Annotated in this window: 13 protein-coding genes; 1 reads left to right on the forward strand and 12 read right to left on the reverse strand. The window is 49.2% G+C overall.

Translation table 11 applies throughout. The annotated features are described in order from the left end of the window. Positions 1-19: 19 nt before the first annotated feature. From WBM30_RS02840 to WBM30_RS02880, 9 genes are all read right to left on the reverse strand, one after another. Positions 20-883, reverse strand: coding sequence for a tRNA 2-thiocytidine biosynthesis TtcA family protein (locus WBM30_RS02840; protein WP_424899277.1), 864 nt, complete (start codon positions 881-883; stop codon positions 20-22). Between the two features lie 164 nt (positions 884-1,047). After that, positions 1,048-1,860: an aminotransferase class IV gene (locus WBM30_RS02845; RefSeq protein WP_424899278.1), complete on the reverse strand. Its 813-nt coding sequence runs from the start codon at positions 1,858-1,860 to the stop codon at positions 1,048-1,050. Continuing rightward, positions 1,857-3,236: an aminodeoxychorismate synthase component I gene (gene pabB, locus WBM30_RS02850; protein ID WP_424899279.1), complete on the reverse strand. Its 1,380-nt coding sequence runs from the start codon at positions 3,234-3,236 to the stop codon at positions 1,857-1,859. Before pabB ends, WBM30_RS02845 begins: the two co-directional genes overlap by 4 nt. Beyond that, on the reverse strand, positions 3,217-3,828 hold the full coding sequence (locus WBM30_RS02855; protein ID WP_424899280.1) for an anthranilate synthase component II: 612 nt from the start codon (positions 3,826-3,828) through the stop codon (positions 3,217-3,219). Before WBM30_RS02855 ends, pabB begins: the two co-directional genes overlap by 20 nt. Before the next feature lie 257 nt (positions 3,829-4,085). Beyond that, the gene (locus WBM30_RS02860) at positions 4,086-4,787 is read right to left on the reverse strand and encodes a molybdopterin-dependent oxidoreductase (protein ID WP_424899281.1); all 702 of its coding nucleotides are present in this window, start codon (positions 4,785-4,787) and stop codon (positions 4,086-4,088) included. A gap of 30 nt (positions 4,788-4,817) precedes the next feature. Further along, entirely contained in the window at positions 4,818-5,489 is a 672-nt protein-coding gene (locus WBM30_RS02865; protein WP_424899282.1) for a DUF3159 domain-containing protein, read from the reverse strand. Between the two features lie 4 nt (positions 5,490-5,493). Continuing rightward, positions 5,494-5,829: a hypothetical protein gene (locus WBM30_RS02870; RefSeq protein WP_424899283.1), complete on the reverse strand. Its 336-nt coding sequence runs from the start codon at positions 5,827-5,829 to the stop codon at positions 5,494-5,496. Positions 5,830-6,009: 180 nt separating this feature from the next. Beyond that, positions 6,010-7,278, reverse strand: coding sequence for a uracil permease (uraA, locus tag WBM30_RS02875; RefSeq protein WP_424899284.1), 1,269 nt, complete (start codon positions 7,276-7,278; stop codon positions 6,010-6,012). A gap of 306 nt (positions 7,279-7,584) precedes the next feature. Further along, the gene (locus tag WBM30_RS02880; RefSeq protein WP_424899285.1) at positions 7,585-9,003 is read right to left on the reverse strand and encodes an aspartate ammonia-lyase; all 1,419 of its coding nucleotides are present in this window, start codon (positions 9,001-9,003) and stop codon (positions 7,585-7,587) included. A gap of 253 nt (positions 9,004-9,256) precedes the next feature. On the opposite strand from WBM30_RS02880, the gene WBM30_RS02885 reads away from it, so the two are divergent. Beyond that, positions 9,257-9,697: an Lrp/AsnC family transcriptional regulator gene (locus WBM30_RS02885; protein ID WP_086626717.1), complete on the forward strand. Its 441-nt coding sequence runs from the start codon at positions 9,257-9,259 to the stop codon at positions 9,695-9,697. 209 nt (positions 9,698-9,906) lie between these two features. On the opposite strand, the gene WBM30_RS02890 is transcribed toward WBM30_RS02885, so the two are convergent. The 3 genes from WBM30_RS02890 to WBM30_RS02900 all read right to left on the reverse strand — a co-directional run bounded on the left by WBM30_RS02890 (position 9,907) and on the right by WBM30_RS02900 (position 13,448). After that, entirely contained in the window at positions 9,907-11,415 is a 1,509-nt protein-coding gene (locus WBM30_RS02890; protein WP_424899286.1) for a DUF1846 domain-containing protein, read from the reverse strand. Between the two features lie 153 nt (positions 11,416-11,568). Beyond that, positions 11,569-12,330 carry a YibE/F family protein gene (locus WBM30_RS02895; RefSeq protein ID WP_424899287.1) on the reverse strand — a complete coding sequence of 254 codons (762 nt, stop codon included), beginning with the start codon at positions 12,328-12,330 and terminating at the stop codon, positions 11,569-11,571. Then, complete coding sequence (locus WBM30_RS02900) at positions 12,327-13,448, reverse strand: YibE/F family protein (RefSeq protein ID WP_424899288.1); 1,122 nt, start codon at positions 13,446-13,448, stop codon at positions 12,327-12,329. Before WBM30_RS02900 ends, WBM30_RS02895 begins: the two co-directional genes overlap by 4 nt. Positions 13,449-13,464: the final 16 nt, after the last annotated feature.

The following is a 13,464-nucleotide window of genomic DNA, read 5'->3' on the forward strand; positions in this document are numbered from 1 at the left end:
GATTTTGCGGAGGTTCGACTCATTCTACCATATCCGGACGCGGCCTTTCAGCCCCTTCCGCGTATTTTTCCAGAAAATGATGCCTTCCATCCCCATCTCGGCTAGAAATGATTTTTTCGAGGTTCACACTCTGCACACTCTGGAAGATATTCGCATCGATAAGCGGACTCGTTTCGCGCAGTTGCCCGATCAACGCCTTCATCTCTTTGCGTTTGAAACCTCCCAGATCGCTCGGTTGGTTATCGTACATTTCCGTGAAACGGCAGGCGCACTGGAGAAAGGTCAGTTGATGGTAATCCTTCCAGGCGATGATATCCGCTTCCTTCACTTGGTAAAGCGGTCGGATCAGCTCCATCCCTGCGAAGTTCCGGCTGTGCAGTTTCGGCATCATCGTCTCGATGGTCCCGCCGTAGAACATATTCATCAGGATCGTCTCGATGACGTCATCGAAATGATGGCCCAAAGCGATTTTATTACAACCGAGCTCTTGGGCTTTTTGGTACAGGCTACCCCTGCGCATGCGCGCGCAAAGATAACAAGGGGACGATTCCACATTCTCCACGGTATCAAAAATGGAGGACTCGAAAACGGTCAACGGGATGCCCAGCAATGCTGCATTATCCAAAATCTGTTGCTGGTTCTGTTCGCTGTATCCCGGATTCATCGCCAAAAAAACAAGTTCGAAACTGAGCGGACCATGCCGTTGCAGCTCCTGCATCAGTTTGGCCATCAGCATGGAATCTTTCCCACCGGAGATGCAAACGGCTATCTTGTCGCCCTTCTGGATCAGGTCATATTCCTGGATCGCTTTGATGAAGGGCCGCCATAAGGGTTTCCGGTATTTTTTGATGAGGCTTCTTTCGATTTGATCGCATTTTTCCATCTAATCGGGTTTCCTTTCTTGCGGGTTTTCCGGTTGGTTTTAGTGTTCATCGTTTGCTCCGGTGAACGTAGCCTTCGCCGGAGTTCAACCGGCAATTTGCAGGCGTGCTCCGGTGACGGCAGCTTCGTCGGAGTTGCGGACTGAAAGTCACCGCTGTGCTTCGGCTAGCGCCCGTTTCCCCGGAGCTGGGGCACCACTTGATAGGCGCCGATATCGAAGTTCTTGCCCTCCAGAAGGCTCACCGGCATGATGTCCATCAGAGCATTGGTGAGGAATAGTTCATCCGCACTCAAAAGCTCCTCCAGGCCGTACACCCCTTCCTGGACCGGAATCTGAAATTCAGCGCACTTCTTGATTACCCGCGCTCTAGCCGTCCCTTCCAGGATGCCGCAGTGCAGCGACGGGGTGTGTACGATTCCATCCTTCACCAAAAAAACATTTGAAACGCATCCTTCGGCAACCCGTCCTTGGGTATTCAAGAAAAGAGCTTCATCAAAACCTTTCTGAACGGCCGCTTCTTTTTCCAGGATGTTTTCCGTGTAGTTCATGCTTTTGATGGTAACGATTTTGGAGAATTCATTCCTTCTCGCATCGGCCAGGCACACTTTCAAGCCTGTCGCATATTCTTCTTTATAGGTTTTCGTTCCTGTCTGGATAAGGATATCCGCTTCCTGATGCGATTGTTTTTTCGAGGTCGGTTTGCTGCAGACAACCTTAACGAATCCTTCGGAAACGCCATTCAGCTCCAGTAATTTTTCGATGATCGGCTGGAGCTCGGTTTCTTGATAAGGGCAAGTCATCCCCAGAACCGACAGCGCACGGACCATGCGTGTGTAATGTTGGTCCAGAAACAGCGCTTGTTTACCTGAAACGCGTATCGTCTCAAAAACCCCGTATCCGTACATGAAGCCTGGGGACAGCGGACTGATCAGCGCTGCATCTTCTTCAAGATAGGCCGTATTCAAAAATACTTTCATTCGTTTTCCCCTTCCGGTAATTCCGCTTGCAGCGCCTCGATGAGTGCCTTCGCCTTCACAAGCGTCTCCTCGTATTCCATTTCCGCATCCGAATCCCAGACGATTCCGCCGCCCACCTGAAAATAGGCCGTGTCGCCTTTCTGCAGGATCGTCCGGATGACGATATTCAGATCGGCATCGCCGTTGAAGCCGACATAGCCGATCGATCCGGTATAGACGTTGCGTTGGGTCGGCTCGATTTCATCGATGATTTCCATCGCCCGGATTTTCGGAGCACCTGTTATCGATCCTCCCGGAAAGGCTGCTTTGATGCAATCGAGCGCATGGACGCCTTCCTCCAGCTCCCCTTCGACTGTCGAAACAAGCTGAAAAACCGTGCTGTAGTCTTCGATATGGTACATTTCCGTAACCTTGACGCTGCCGGTTTTGCAGACCCGGCCCAAATCATTGCGCATCAGATCGACGATCATCAGCAATTCGGCCCGGTCCTTCTCGCTCTCCAGTAGCTCCTGGCGATTCGCGCTATCCTCCCGCTCGGTGGTGCCCCGTGGCCGGGTGCCTTTAATCGGCCTTGTCTGCACCTTGCCGTTGCGGATTTGCAGGAATCTCTCCGGCGAACTGCTCAGCAGCTGGCCCAAGCCGAAGTCGATGTACGCGGCAAACGGAGCGGGATTGATGTTGCGCAATCGCGTGTAAAGGTCGTAAGGAGATGCTTCCGTTTGGCATTGGAAGCGTTGGGTCATGTTGACCTGGTAGATGTCGCCGGAACGGATATACTCCTTGATGCGCGCAATCGCGGCCAAATAGTAGGCTTTGGTCATGTTCGCGGTGAGTCTCGGTCTGGCAGCGCCAGCCAATTCCAATGTCTGAACCGGAAACTGCAACCCTTCCTCAGCCCTTATGACCTTTTCCACTTCAGCCACCCACTTTTCCGGATCGCCAAAAAGACCCGGCGAAGCAAGATGGACCTTGCCCAAAAGATGGTCCACCACAATCGCACCGTCATAAATGCCAAAAAAGCTGTCAGGAATCTGGACATCATCGTGCGCTTCTTTAGGCAACCGTTCCACCTGATGGCGCAGCTCATAACCGAAGTAACCGACAGCTCCACCGATGAAAGGAAGCTCACCTGCATAGTCCAGCTGATATTCTTCCAGCAGTGCTCTCAGTTCTGCAAAAGTATCCACGCCCGCTTTAGCAGTCAACGTCAATTCAGGATCGAATCCGACGAAAGAATAGCGCCCCAATTTTTCCGGATCCATCCCGCTGTCAAGGAAAAAACAATGCTTGCGGTCGCGAAATAGAGAAAATAGCTCGAAGCTCGAAAGTCCGGTAACGATTTCCTTGATCACGATGTCAGTCTTGCTTTTTTTCATTAAGAACCGCCCCTTCCCGCTTTTTTTTGGCGCGCTCAAAAAAGTTGCGCAACATATCCAACCCATGCTCCGTCAGGATCGCCTCGGGATGGAACTGGACCCCTTCAATCAAGTTTTCCCGGTGAAGAAAGCCCATGATTTCGCCATCTTCTGTCCATGCGGTGACCTCCAATGCATCCGGAAGGCTCCCCTTTTCCACGATCAAGGAATGGTATCTTGTGACATTCAACGGACTTTTCAAACCTTGGAAGACGCCTTTGCCTGTGTGCTGGATGGCGTGAACCTTCCCATGAACAGGCTCTTTCGCCTTCACGATTGCCGCGCCGTACAGCCCGGCGATCGTTTGATGACCCAAGCAGATGCCCAGAATCGGGACAGTCCCTGCGAAATGTTTGACGACATCCAGACTGATGCCCGCTTCATTAGGCGTCTTCGGACCCGGGGAAATCAGGATCATCAGCGGATTCAGTGCTGCTATCTCTTCTATTCTTATTTCATCGTTCCGTTTCACCACAACGTTCTCATCCAATTGTCTCAGGTATTGGACGAGATTGTAGGTGAAGGAATCATAATTATCTATTACAAGTATCATACGTTCCCTCATCATTACTGTTATTTTTTCTCAATTTTTTATCCTATTTCATATATTGCGCGCTCTTTCCAGCAGGCCCGTCAGACCTTCTGAAAATGATAAGTCCATCATACCAAAAGCTGAGACTTCAGCCTATAGTTTTGAGAAAACTGACTACTGACGAAAAAATGACCCGGACAAGAGCCCTGGCCATTCTGTCTTTACCGAAAGCAGAACCCTTTGCAAATACAGCCTGACCCTCACTTCAGCCGCTCTCCTTATGGGTTGACATCCGCCTCATTGTCAAAGCCCCGCTGTTCCCAATAGCCTTTATAGTCCGCGTCATCGGACAGCTCGATGCGGGTGATCCATTTGATCCATTTGTATCCCAGCTTATCTTCCGCTACCAGCTGGAACGGAAAGCCTCTTTCGGGTGGCAGGACAACCCCATTCATTTTGTAGGCGATCATCAGTTTCTTATCCATGATCGTCCGCAGCGGCAGGGATGTGCTGTAGCCATCCTCTGAATAAAAAATGACCGTATCGGCGTTTTCCTGAACGTCCACTTCTTCGAACAGGTCCGCAAGCAGAACCCCCTCCCAAAGGATATCGACGCTCCATCCTTCCACGCAATGCAGCGTCACAACTTTTGAATACTTCTGATTATCCAGCACTTCTTCGTAGGATAAGGAAACGGGCTGCTCGACTAAGCCGTCAATCGTCAATGTGTAGGTATCACTGTCTATATATTGGGGGCCTTTGATTGAGTTTTCCCGAAAATCGGTCAAAGAAGACAAATCTTGTCCTTCGTATTCGGTCACTTCGATTTTGGTCAGCTCTTCCAGATTAGTTTCACTTGTAGTGTCATCATTGTCGGTTCCACAACCAAAGAGCAGCAGACTCAACAACAAAAACAGGTACTTGCCAGAAATGCGATTGGCATGGCGGCCCTTCACTGCGACTGTTCCCGCTTTTTTCATCAAAATGCCTTCTTTCCGAAACCCATCTGATTAAAACCCACGTGTCTGCCCTTCCCACGGTTGCGGTTTTCCTTCCCGGTGTTCCTCCACGCTTGGTCCATTGAGGTTGCGGAGACGCCAAATGCCGTAGAGATAGCTGAGGATCAATCCTGCGATCGTGAACGGAAGTCCCAAGAGCGTATTGGTCCAAGCCAACTCAACAATATCGCCGCGTCTGAAAAGAATGACCTGCAAAGCCAAGCGCATCAAAAAAAACAGAAACCAAATGACAGTCACTTCCTGATAGGCCGGTTTTACGTCCTTGCGCCAGTACCACGCCAAATCCCACCCTCGCGTCAAATGGCTCGTCAAAGCCGCCATTGGTTTCCCAAGTATGATGCTCACCAGAGCCGCCAATACGAGCAACGCGCTGCTCACTATTTTAGGGAGATAATAATTGGTGGCATTATTCGAGAAATACGCGATTCCGGAGGCAAACATAACCCCAACCAAACCACCCACGGCATAACGCAACGGTTGCTTCCGTGCCAACCGGATGATTCCCAACAGCAAAGCCAAAGCAATCGCCAAGATACTGGCGACAGTCAACTGATATTTGCCATTGACGACGGCAAATAACAAGGGGGGCAATAAAGCATCTAAGGTCTTTCCTGAGATGACCAATTTTAATTCTTCCGAAATTTCCTTGATTCTGGCTTTCAAATCATCAGCCCCTATCAGCGAATCTGTAGGCTACATATTCAATGATGACACCATAAGCGATGCCTGCCGCAAAACCCACGGCATCTTCGAATCCCGTTGAACTATAGAAAGCGAAGGAAACCAATAATCCCAGGATGGCTCCCCTTCCCAATGCTCGTTTCAATTCTTGCGTTTCTTTTGCAAAACCAATAACGACACCCATCAATAGCCGATTATACCAAAAGGCGAACAGATACAGCGCCTCCTTCTCAAATCCGGACCGCAGCTGGGCACCCACGATGCAGACTACACCCAAAAGAGCTCCCGCCACAATCGAAATCTTCATCCTCTTCGTCAACATGTGCCCAACTCCCCTCATTTGCCTCAATTATACTACTGCTGCCCAAAAAAGCGAAAATGACGGCTCCCGCCCGGGAAATCCCGGGTTGGAGCCGTCATAAATTTTATAAGCTGATGTATTCGGAAAGGTTGGATCCGATAAGGGCCTACTTGCATCTGCCTTTCAGGAGACAGCAAATCCTCAATCTGATTCGTTCATTAAGCCAGCTTTATCAAAAAGGTAGAACGATAAGCTCAAAATGATTCCGACCACACTCGCAAGCACCATTCCGCTTAATTCGATACCTGCAAATTGAACTTTCAGGCCGCTCAAACCCGTCACGAAAACGATGGATGTCAAGATCAGATTCTTGGACTTGCTGTAGTCCACTTTTTCTTCAACCAATAAACGCAAGCCGCTGGTTCCGATCATACCGTAAAGTAAGAATGTAACGCCACCGATGACGTCACCAGGAATTGTGGAAATGAGGGCTGCCAATGGTCCGAAGAAGGACATGACCATGGAGAAAATCGCAGCACCGGCGATGACGCGCACGCTGTAGACACGTGTGATGGCCATTACCCCGATGTTTTCACCATAAGTCGTTGTCGGAACACCACCGATCAAACCGGATAAAGCAGATGCAAAGTAATCAGCAAACAGCGAACGGTGCAAGCCCGGATCTTTGATCAGATCGCGGCCGATGACGTTGGAAGTGACCACCTGGTGTCCAATATGCTCCGAAGTCAACACAAGCAAAACCGGAAGCATCGTCAAGATAGCATTCATATCAAATTTCGCCAATTGGAAATGGGGCATCGTAAACAAGGATGCTTCCATTACCGGAGTGAAGTCGACCATGCCGAACGCAATCGCAGAAATGTATCCAACGACGATGGCGATCAGAATAGGGATAGTGGACAAGAAACCTTTGAAGAGTACGGAACCTAGGACAGCCGTGCCCAAAGTAATGAAGAAGACAGCGAAGTTCCGTGCTGTCGCAGTGTCGGTCATCAAGTTCGCACCGATCGATCCTCCTTGAATCGTAAGGTGAGCCAGCTCCAGACCGATCAAGGCAACAACAGCCCCCATCGCTGCAGGCGGAAGGACAACATCGATCCACTTTGTGCCGACACGATAGATGACGAAGGCCATGATACAGCCAATAATACCTAAGACGACGAAACCGCCCTGCGCATATTCAAAACCTTGGTTAGCGATGATGATGCTCGTCGGTCCGATGAAGGCAAAGCTTGAACCAAGATAGGCCGGCGATTTCCCTTTTGTGATCCAAATGAATAATAGCGTGGCGACCCCGTTCATCAATAATACGATGCTCGGATCAATACCGAAAATGATAGGCACAAGCACTGAAGCACCGAACATTGCGAAAGTATGTTGCAAACTAAGTGGAATCAACAAGTTTGCAGGTACCTTTTCGTCAACCTGAATAATTTTCTTTGAAGACATTCTATATTTCCTCCTATAGGCGCAAAAAAAAGCCCTTGAATTATGATATTCGCAAAAGGACCTAAGGTATCAAATATTCGATTTGTTACCCTTTTTAATCTCTCAGGATTAGTTTAAAGGACTTTGCTTCGCTTATTTTAGCAATAATAGTTAGGGAATACAATTATAAAATGATTAGATAATCCCGCTTTCGGCCGATGAAGCTCGATTCGAAAACTGCTGCTATTTTTTTAGGATTACAAATTTGGAACTGCCAGAAAGCCTTGAATCAACCTGTCAGGCTTTCTGGCGGTCCCTTCAATTCAATTATACAGCCTTGCTTGCCAGCGAGATTAGCTCCGCCGGTATGCCGGCCATGCGTTTGAGATCAAGGATGCTGTCCGCTTCCTCAACCGAGAACAGTCCTTTTTCAAGCACCAATTCCCTGACCGTTCTGCCTGTCTTCAGTGATTCTTTAGCTATTGCGCTGGCTTTTTGGTAGCCGATCACCGGGCAGAGAGCAGTCGCAATGCCGGCGCTCTCTTCCACCTGTTTGTAGCAGGCCAGCTCATTGGCTTGGATGCCTTGGATGCAGTTGACAGTCAGCGTAGTGACCGCATGCGTCAAGCAATCAATCGATTCAAACAACGAATGGAAAATGATCGGCTCGAAGGCATTCAGCTCCAACTGCCCGGATTCAGCAGCCATAGTGATGGTCAGATCGTTTCCAATCACGCGGAAAGCTACTTGCGAAACGACTTCGGGTATCACCGGATTCACTTTCCCCGGCATGATCGAAGAGCCGTTTTGCTTGGCAGGCAAGTTAATTTCACCTATTCCCGCTCGGGGGCCGCTCGACAATAAGCGCAAATCATTGCTCATCTTCGACAAGTTCACTGCTGCCGTCTTGATGGCCGCCGACACCCTGACGAAACCATCAACATTCTGGGTCGCATCGAAAAGATCCTCCGCCTGCGTGAAAGCGATCCCCGCTTCCTCGCTCACGAGAGCAGTTATGTTTTCCACGTATTCCGGCGTCGCATTGATGGCATTGCCGATTGCGGTCCCGCCAAGATTGATGCTCTTCATTTCTTCTGAAGCATTCATGAGGTGGCGAATATCCCTTTTGACGAAGGATTGATAAGCCTGGAACGTTCTCCCCAACGTAGTCGGAACCGCATCCTGCATTTGCGTCCGCCCCATTTTGATGACCCCGGCGAATTCTTTAGCCTTCTCGCCCAACGCGCTCTCCAGCTTTTCAAGTTCGGCAATCAGCTCCGGTAGAAGTTGCAGGACGGTCATCTTTCCTGCAGTCGGGAAGACATCGTTGGTGGATTGACACAGATTCACATCGTCATTCGGATGAACGATGCGGTAGTCGCCCTTTCTCCCGCCCAATATTTCGATGGCGCGATTGGCGATGACCTCATTGGCGTTCATATTGGCCGAAGTCCCGGCACCGCCTTGGATGGCATCCACGATGAAAGCTTCATGAAAATATCCCGCCACAATTTCGTCGCAGGCTTGGACAATCGCATCCTTTTTTCCGACTGTCAGGTTACCCGACTGAGCGTTCACAACAGCTGCTGCTTTCTTTATTCGCGCCAGATTGCTGATCAATTCTGGATGCAGCTTCGTGCCTGTGATGGAGAAATTTTCCTTTGCACGCGACGATTGCACACCATAATACGCTTCTGTGGGTACTGCTAACGTTCCGATCGAGTCTGCTTCAATTCTCATGTTCATCTCTGTTTGCCCCCTGAAATTTTTTCTGTAATTCATAGTCCAAACAATACCACCCCTGCAAATTGAATGAAACAGCTCAAAGGAAATTGCGAACAAAACCTGCATATTCGATATTTCCGCAGAAGAATCACACGCTATTTCCAATGTAACTTTCTTTTCTTAAGTCATGTCAGCATTCGTTTGCTTCCCTTAGTAAGTCTGATATAGAATCTTAAGAATACTGAGCACACAAGAACTTGGAAAGGAGCCTCTGATGGATAAAATCGATAAGCAAATTTTGAACATTTTACAGACAAATGCGCGGGCTTCCCTGAAGGAAATCGGTGAGGCCACCTTTTTGTCTTCTCCTGCGATTTCAGCAAGGATCGCCCAGTTGGAAAGGAACGGCGTTATCACAGATTATGGCGCACATGTGAACCTGCAGACGCTGGGCTATAATATCAAGGCTTTCATCAATCTGGAGGTCGATCCTAAGCAAAAGCCGGTTTTTTATCCTTTCGTGGACAGCATCCCGAATGTGCTGGAATGCAACTGCGTGACCGGAGAATTCTCGATGCTGCTGAAAGTCGCCTTTCCGACGACGAATGAATTGGATACTTTCATCGGGGAACTGCAGCAATTCGGCAAGACCTACACCCAGGTCGTCTTCTCCACCTCGGTCGGTCCCCGGGGCATCCATTTTGAAGACCAATAAGCTCTGGTTTACGGAGAAAAGATGGATAATCAAGAGATATCCATCTTTTTGACACCGAACACATACTGAAAAGATGGATTCCAAAAAGTTATCCATCTTTTCGACACCGAACACACAAAAAAAGATGAATAACATCAAGTTATCCATCTCTCAGGGTAAACATTCGAGCGCAAGCATCCGGATTTCTATCCGCGAATCATCACACTCTATTAAACGTAATATAGATTTTCCGACGGGTAAACCGGATCGCAAGTGATGTCGAGGCCAAGGTTCCGAAGAATCTGATCATCATCTTTGTTCAGGATGACAGTCGAATGAGCCTGGACATCCTTCAGCTCGGAAAGTTTATCATAGGCCAGCTGGGCGGTCGGGTTTGTGACCGCTGAAATGGACAAGGCGATCAGTATTTCATTCGCAGTCAAGGTCGGGATGCGTTTATGCAAGCCTTCGCTCTTAAGCTTTTTGATCGGCTCTAGAATGACCGGGGACAGCAACAGGATGTCGTCGGAAATGTTCGCCAAAGCTTTGATCGCATTCAGGATGGCGGACGAACAGGCATCCATCAGATCGGAAGTTCTGCCAGTGATAATCCGTCCATCGTTCAGTTCGAAAGCGATGACCGCAGGAATTTCGTTGTCCACAGCGTGTTTCATCAAACGCTTCGCATATTCGCGGGCAGGCTTGACGGGAGCCCGGTCTTCTTGCTTCAATTCGACCTCTTCCATGATCAGGCGCATATGGTTGCGCGTTTCTTCATCGCTCAGGCCTTTCTTGTAGTCGCATTCCGTGTCGAAGCTACGGCGGATGATTTCCTGCTTCGACGCTTCCCGGATTGCTTCATCGTCGGTGATGCCGAAGCCTACTCGGTTCACGCCCATGTCAGTCGGTGATTGGTAGACGGATTCCTTGCCGGTGATGCGCTCGATGATGCGTTTGATGACCGGGAAAGTCTCCAGATCGCGGTTGTAGTTGACCGCTACTTCGTTGTAGGTCTCAAAATGATAGTTGTCCATCATGTTGACGTCCTTCAGATCGACCGTTGCTGCTTCATAGGCGATATTCAGCGGGTGCTTCAAAGGAACATTCCATACCGGGAAAGTCTCGAATTTGGAGTAACCGGCCGCGCGCCCTTGACGACGCTCGTGGTACAGCTGGTTCAGGCAGGTCGCCAACTTGCCGCTGCCTGGACCTGGAGCGGTCACGACGACAATCGGTTTCGTCGTCGGAATGTACGTGTTCTGACCGAAGCCCTCTTCGCTGACGATCGTTTCGATGTTGGAAGGATAGCCTTCGATGGCGCCATGGGTATAGACTTTGATGTCGCGTTTTTCGAGTTTGTTGATGAATACTTTCGTGGCCGGCTGTCCATTGTAGCGCGTGATGACAACACTGTTGACGGCCAATCCGTACTCCCTCAGCTCATCGATTAGGCGAAAGACATCCATGTCGTAGGTTATGCCGTAGTCGCCGCGAATCTTGTTGCGTTCGATATCGCCTGCATACACACAAATCAAAATCTCCGCTTGGTCCTTCAATTTCTGCAGCAATTTGATTTTGGCATCTTCGTCGAACCCTGGCAATACGCGTTTCGCGTGTTTGTCACCGATCAGTTTGCCTCCGAACTCAAGATACAATTTATCGTAATTGTTGACCCGTTCCAGGATATATTTCGATTGTTCTTCAATGTATTTCTGTGGATCAAAGCCGATTTTTTTCATCTGTTTTCCTCCAATATCTGAATGGTGTATCTGTATACTTGTGCCGTTACGCGCCTCTTTCAGGATGCAAAACTGCTTCAGCTGACTCATCCGTAACGCTTTGATTTCAACTCTAACAATTATAGAGTATTTTCTTTGATTGGCAATACGTATTTAAGCCTGCGATGATTTGTTCACTAGCATGCGTGCTGTGACCCAGGCGGTGAGCGGGATGATTCCGGTCACTCCAATGCCGATGACGAACATGGAGAGGACTTCCGAGACAAGCACCTTTGCGTTCAACGCCTCCCCAAAAGAATAGGACAGATCCCTGAACCATAGGAAAAGAGCAAGATAACTGCCGATGAATGAAAAATACAGCGTATTCGTCGTCGTTCCTATGATGTCCTTGCCGATCGTCATCCCTGACCGGAACAATTCCTTTTCGCTCAACTGCGGATTGCGGTGATGAACTTCATGTAACGAGGAGGAAATGGAGATGGCCGTATCCGTGATGGCCGATATCGTTCCTGTTATCATCGTGCAAATACCGATTTGGACAAAATCCACATTCACAAAAAAGGAAAGTGTGGTGTACTCCTCCACTTCCTCGGAACCGAAGCCTTGGATCATCGCAAGCCGATGCACCAAAACGATCAACAATAGCAAGAAAACCGTTGTGACAATCGTGGCGATAAAAGCCGCCTTAGTTTTGATGTTCACGCCGTTTATGTAAAATAAATTGATGTAGCTGACCACCGAACAAGCCAGCAAGGTAACAAAAAGAGCAGGAAAGCCGTTGATCAACAGCAGCACCAATACATAGAGGACCGCAAAATTGAAAAACAAAGACAGGAACGAAGAAATCCCTCGTCTGCCGCCCACCGCCCCCATCAGCAGCACAAGCAACAGCGCCATTACCAACTGCACGCTCATGGACGATCACCTGCTTTCTTCGGAATCAGACGGACAGCTGTAAACATTGCTAATGGCACTGTCAAGACGATACCGATACTGCCCGCCAAGGCCCGGGTGATTTCCAAAGATAATTGCATCGAAAAGGTATGGAACACATCGGAGCCGTTCTCCAAATAAAATACGAGCGTCGGAATTGCTCCGCTGACATAGGCAAAAAGCAGCACATTCGCCATCGTCCCCATAATGTCCTTGCCGATTTCGCGTCCGGACCGCAATAAGGCTCCGGCGGATATCGCAGGGTCTTTTTCATACAGTTCCTGGATGGCTGCGGTCATCGTGATGGCGACATCCATCACAGCACCCAGCGAGCCGATCAGAATGCTCGACAGGAAGATGCGCCGCGGGTAATGCGTCACAAACTGCATTTCCTCATAGCGCAGGCCCTGCCCGTTCGTCCAAGCAATGACTCCGTAGGCGATTATCAAAGTCATGAATGTTCCTATCAAAGTGGAAAGGATGGCTGCGTAAGTCTTTCTGTTTCTGCCGCTGACCAAGAGGAGCGTCAGGACGGTCCATCCAATCACTGCAGCACTGCTGATCCATAATAACTGTGCGTTATCTGCAATTTCATAGCTGTCCAAGGCGACACTGAAGAGCAAAATGTTCCCTGCAATACTGACGAGAGAAAGCAGGCCTTTTTTCCCCGCTACCGCCACAAGCACGAAAAGAAACAAGGATCCAAAAAGGACAACATATTTATCCCGCTTTACTCCGGAAATTTTACCTGTCATGGCACCCGAAGCACTCTCGCTAAGTGAAAGGAAAACTTCATCGCCTGAACGGTACATCTGGCTATAGGCAAGTGAGTCGGAATAGTTGTTTTCTATCACGACCTGCATCCCTTTCGACTCCCCGTTCATCAGTACAGCCATCAGTTTTTGGTTGTATACGGGATAGCTTTCCCGACCTGCGCCGATCGTTTCATCGGTTCCAACAGCTTCCGCTGCAATGATTTTGGCGATCGGTTCTTCGTACCACGCGTAGTTATGGTAGCTGAATAGCGTCAGCATCCCCAACAACGCCGCAAACAAGATCAAGAATATCGCTTTTTTTCTAACCAACAATCCTTTTTTCATCCGTTGTTTTTCCTCC

The organism is Trichococcus sp. (assembly GCF_049684335.1).
Lineage (GTDB): Bacteria > Bacillota > Bacilli > Lactobacillales > Aerococcaceae > Trichococcus.

What these genes read in the sequence shown, in the direction of transcription:
- WBM30_RS02840 (WP_424899277.1), bottom strand. Translation starts at nt 883, where the DNA reads ATGGAAAAATGCGATCAAATCGAAAGAAGCCTCATCAAAAAATACCGG.
- WBM30_RS02845 (WP_424899278.1), bottom strand. Translation starts at nt 1,860, where the DNA reads ATGAAAGTATTTTTGAATACGGCCTATCTTGAAGAAGATGCAGCGCTG.
- pabB (WP_424899279.1), bottom strand. Translation starts at nt 3,236, where the DNA reads ATGAAAAAAAGCAAGACTGACATCGTGATCAAGGAAATCGTTACCGGA.
- WBM30_RS02855 (WP_424899280.1), bottom strand. Translation starts at nt 3,828, where the DNA reads ATGATACTTGTAATAGATAATTATGATTCCTTCACCTACAATCTCGTC.
- WBM30_RS02860 (WP_424899281.1), bottom strand. Translation starts at nt 4,787, where the DNA reads ATGAAAAAAGCGGGAACAGTCGCAGTGAAGGGCCGCCATGCCAATCGC.
- WBM30_RS02870 (WP_424899283.1), bottom strand. Translation starts at nt 5,829, where the DNA reads ATGTTGACGAAGAGGATGAAGATTTCGATTGTGGCGGGAGCTCTTTTG.
- uraA (WP_424899284.1), bottom strand. Translation starts at nt 7,278, where the DNA reads ATGTCTTCAAAGAAAATTATTCAGGTTGACGAAAAGGTACCTGCAAAC.
- WBM30_RS02880 (WP_424899285.1), bottom strand. Translation starts at nt 9,003, where the DNA reads ATGAACATGAGAATTGAAGCAGACTCGATCGGAACGTTAGCAGTACCC.
- WBM30_RS02885 (WP_086626717.1), top strand. Translation starts at nt 9,257, where the DNA reads ATGGATAAAATCGATAAGCAAATTTTGAACATTTTACAGACAAATGCG.
- WBM30_RS02890 (WP_424899286.1), bottom strand. Translation starts at nt 11,415, where the DNA reads ATGAAAAAAATCGGCTTTGATCCACAGAAATACATTGAAGAACAATCG.
- WBM30_RS02895 (WP_424899287.1), bottom strand. Translation starts at nt 12,330, where the DNA reads ATGAGCGTGCAGTTGGTAATGGCGCTGTTGCTTGTGCTGCTGATGGGG.
- WBM30_RS02900 (WP_424899288.1), bottom strand. Translation starts at nt 13,448, where the DNA reads ATGAAAAAAGGATTGTTGGTTAGAAAAAAAGCGATATTCTTGATCTTG.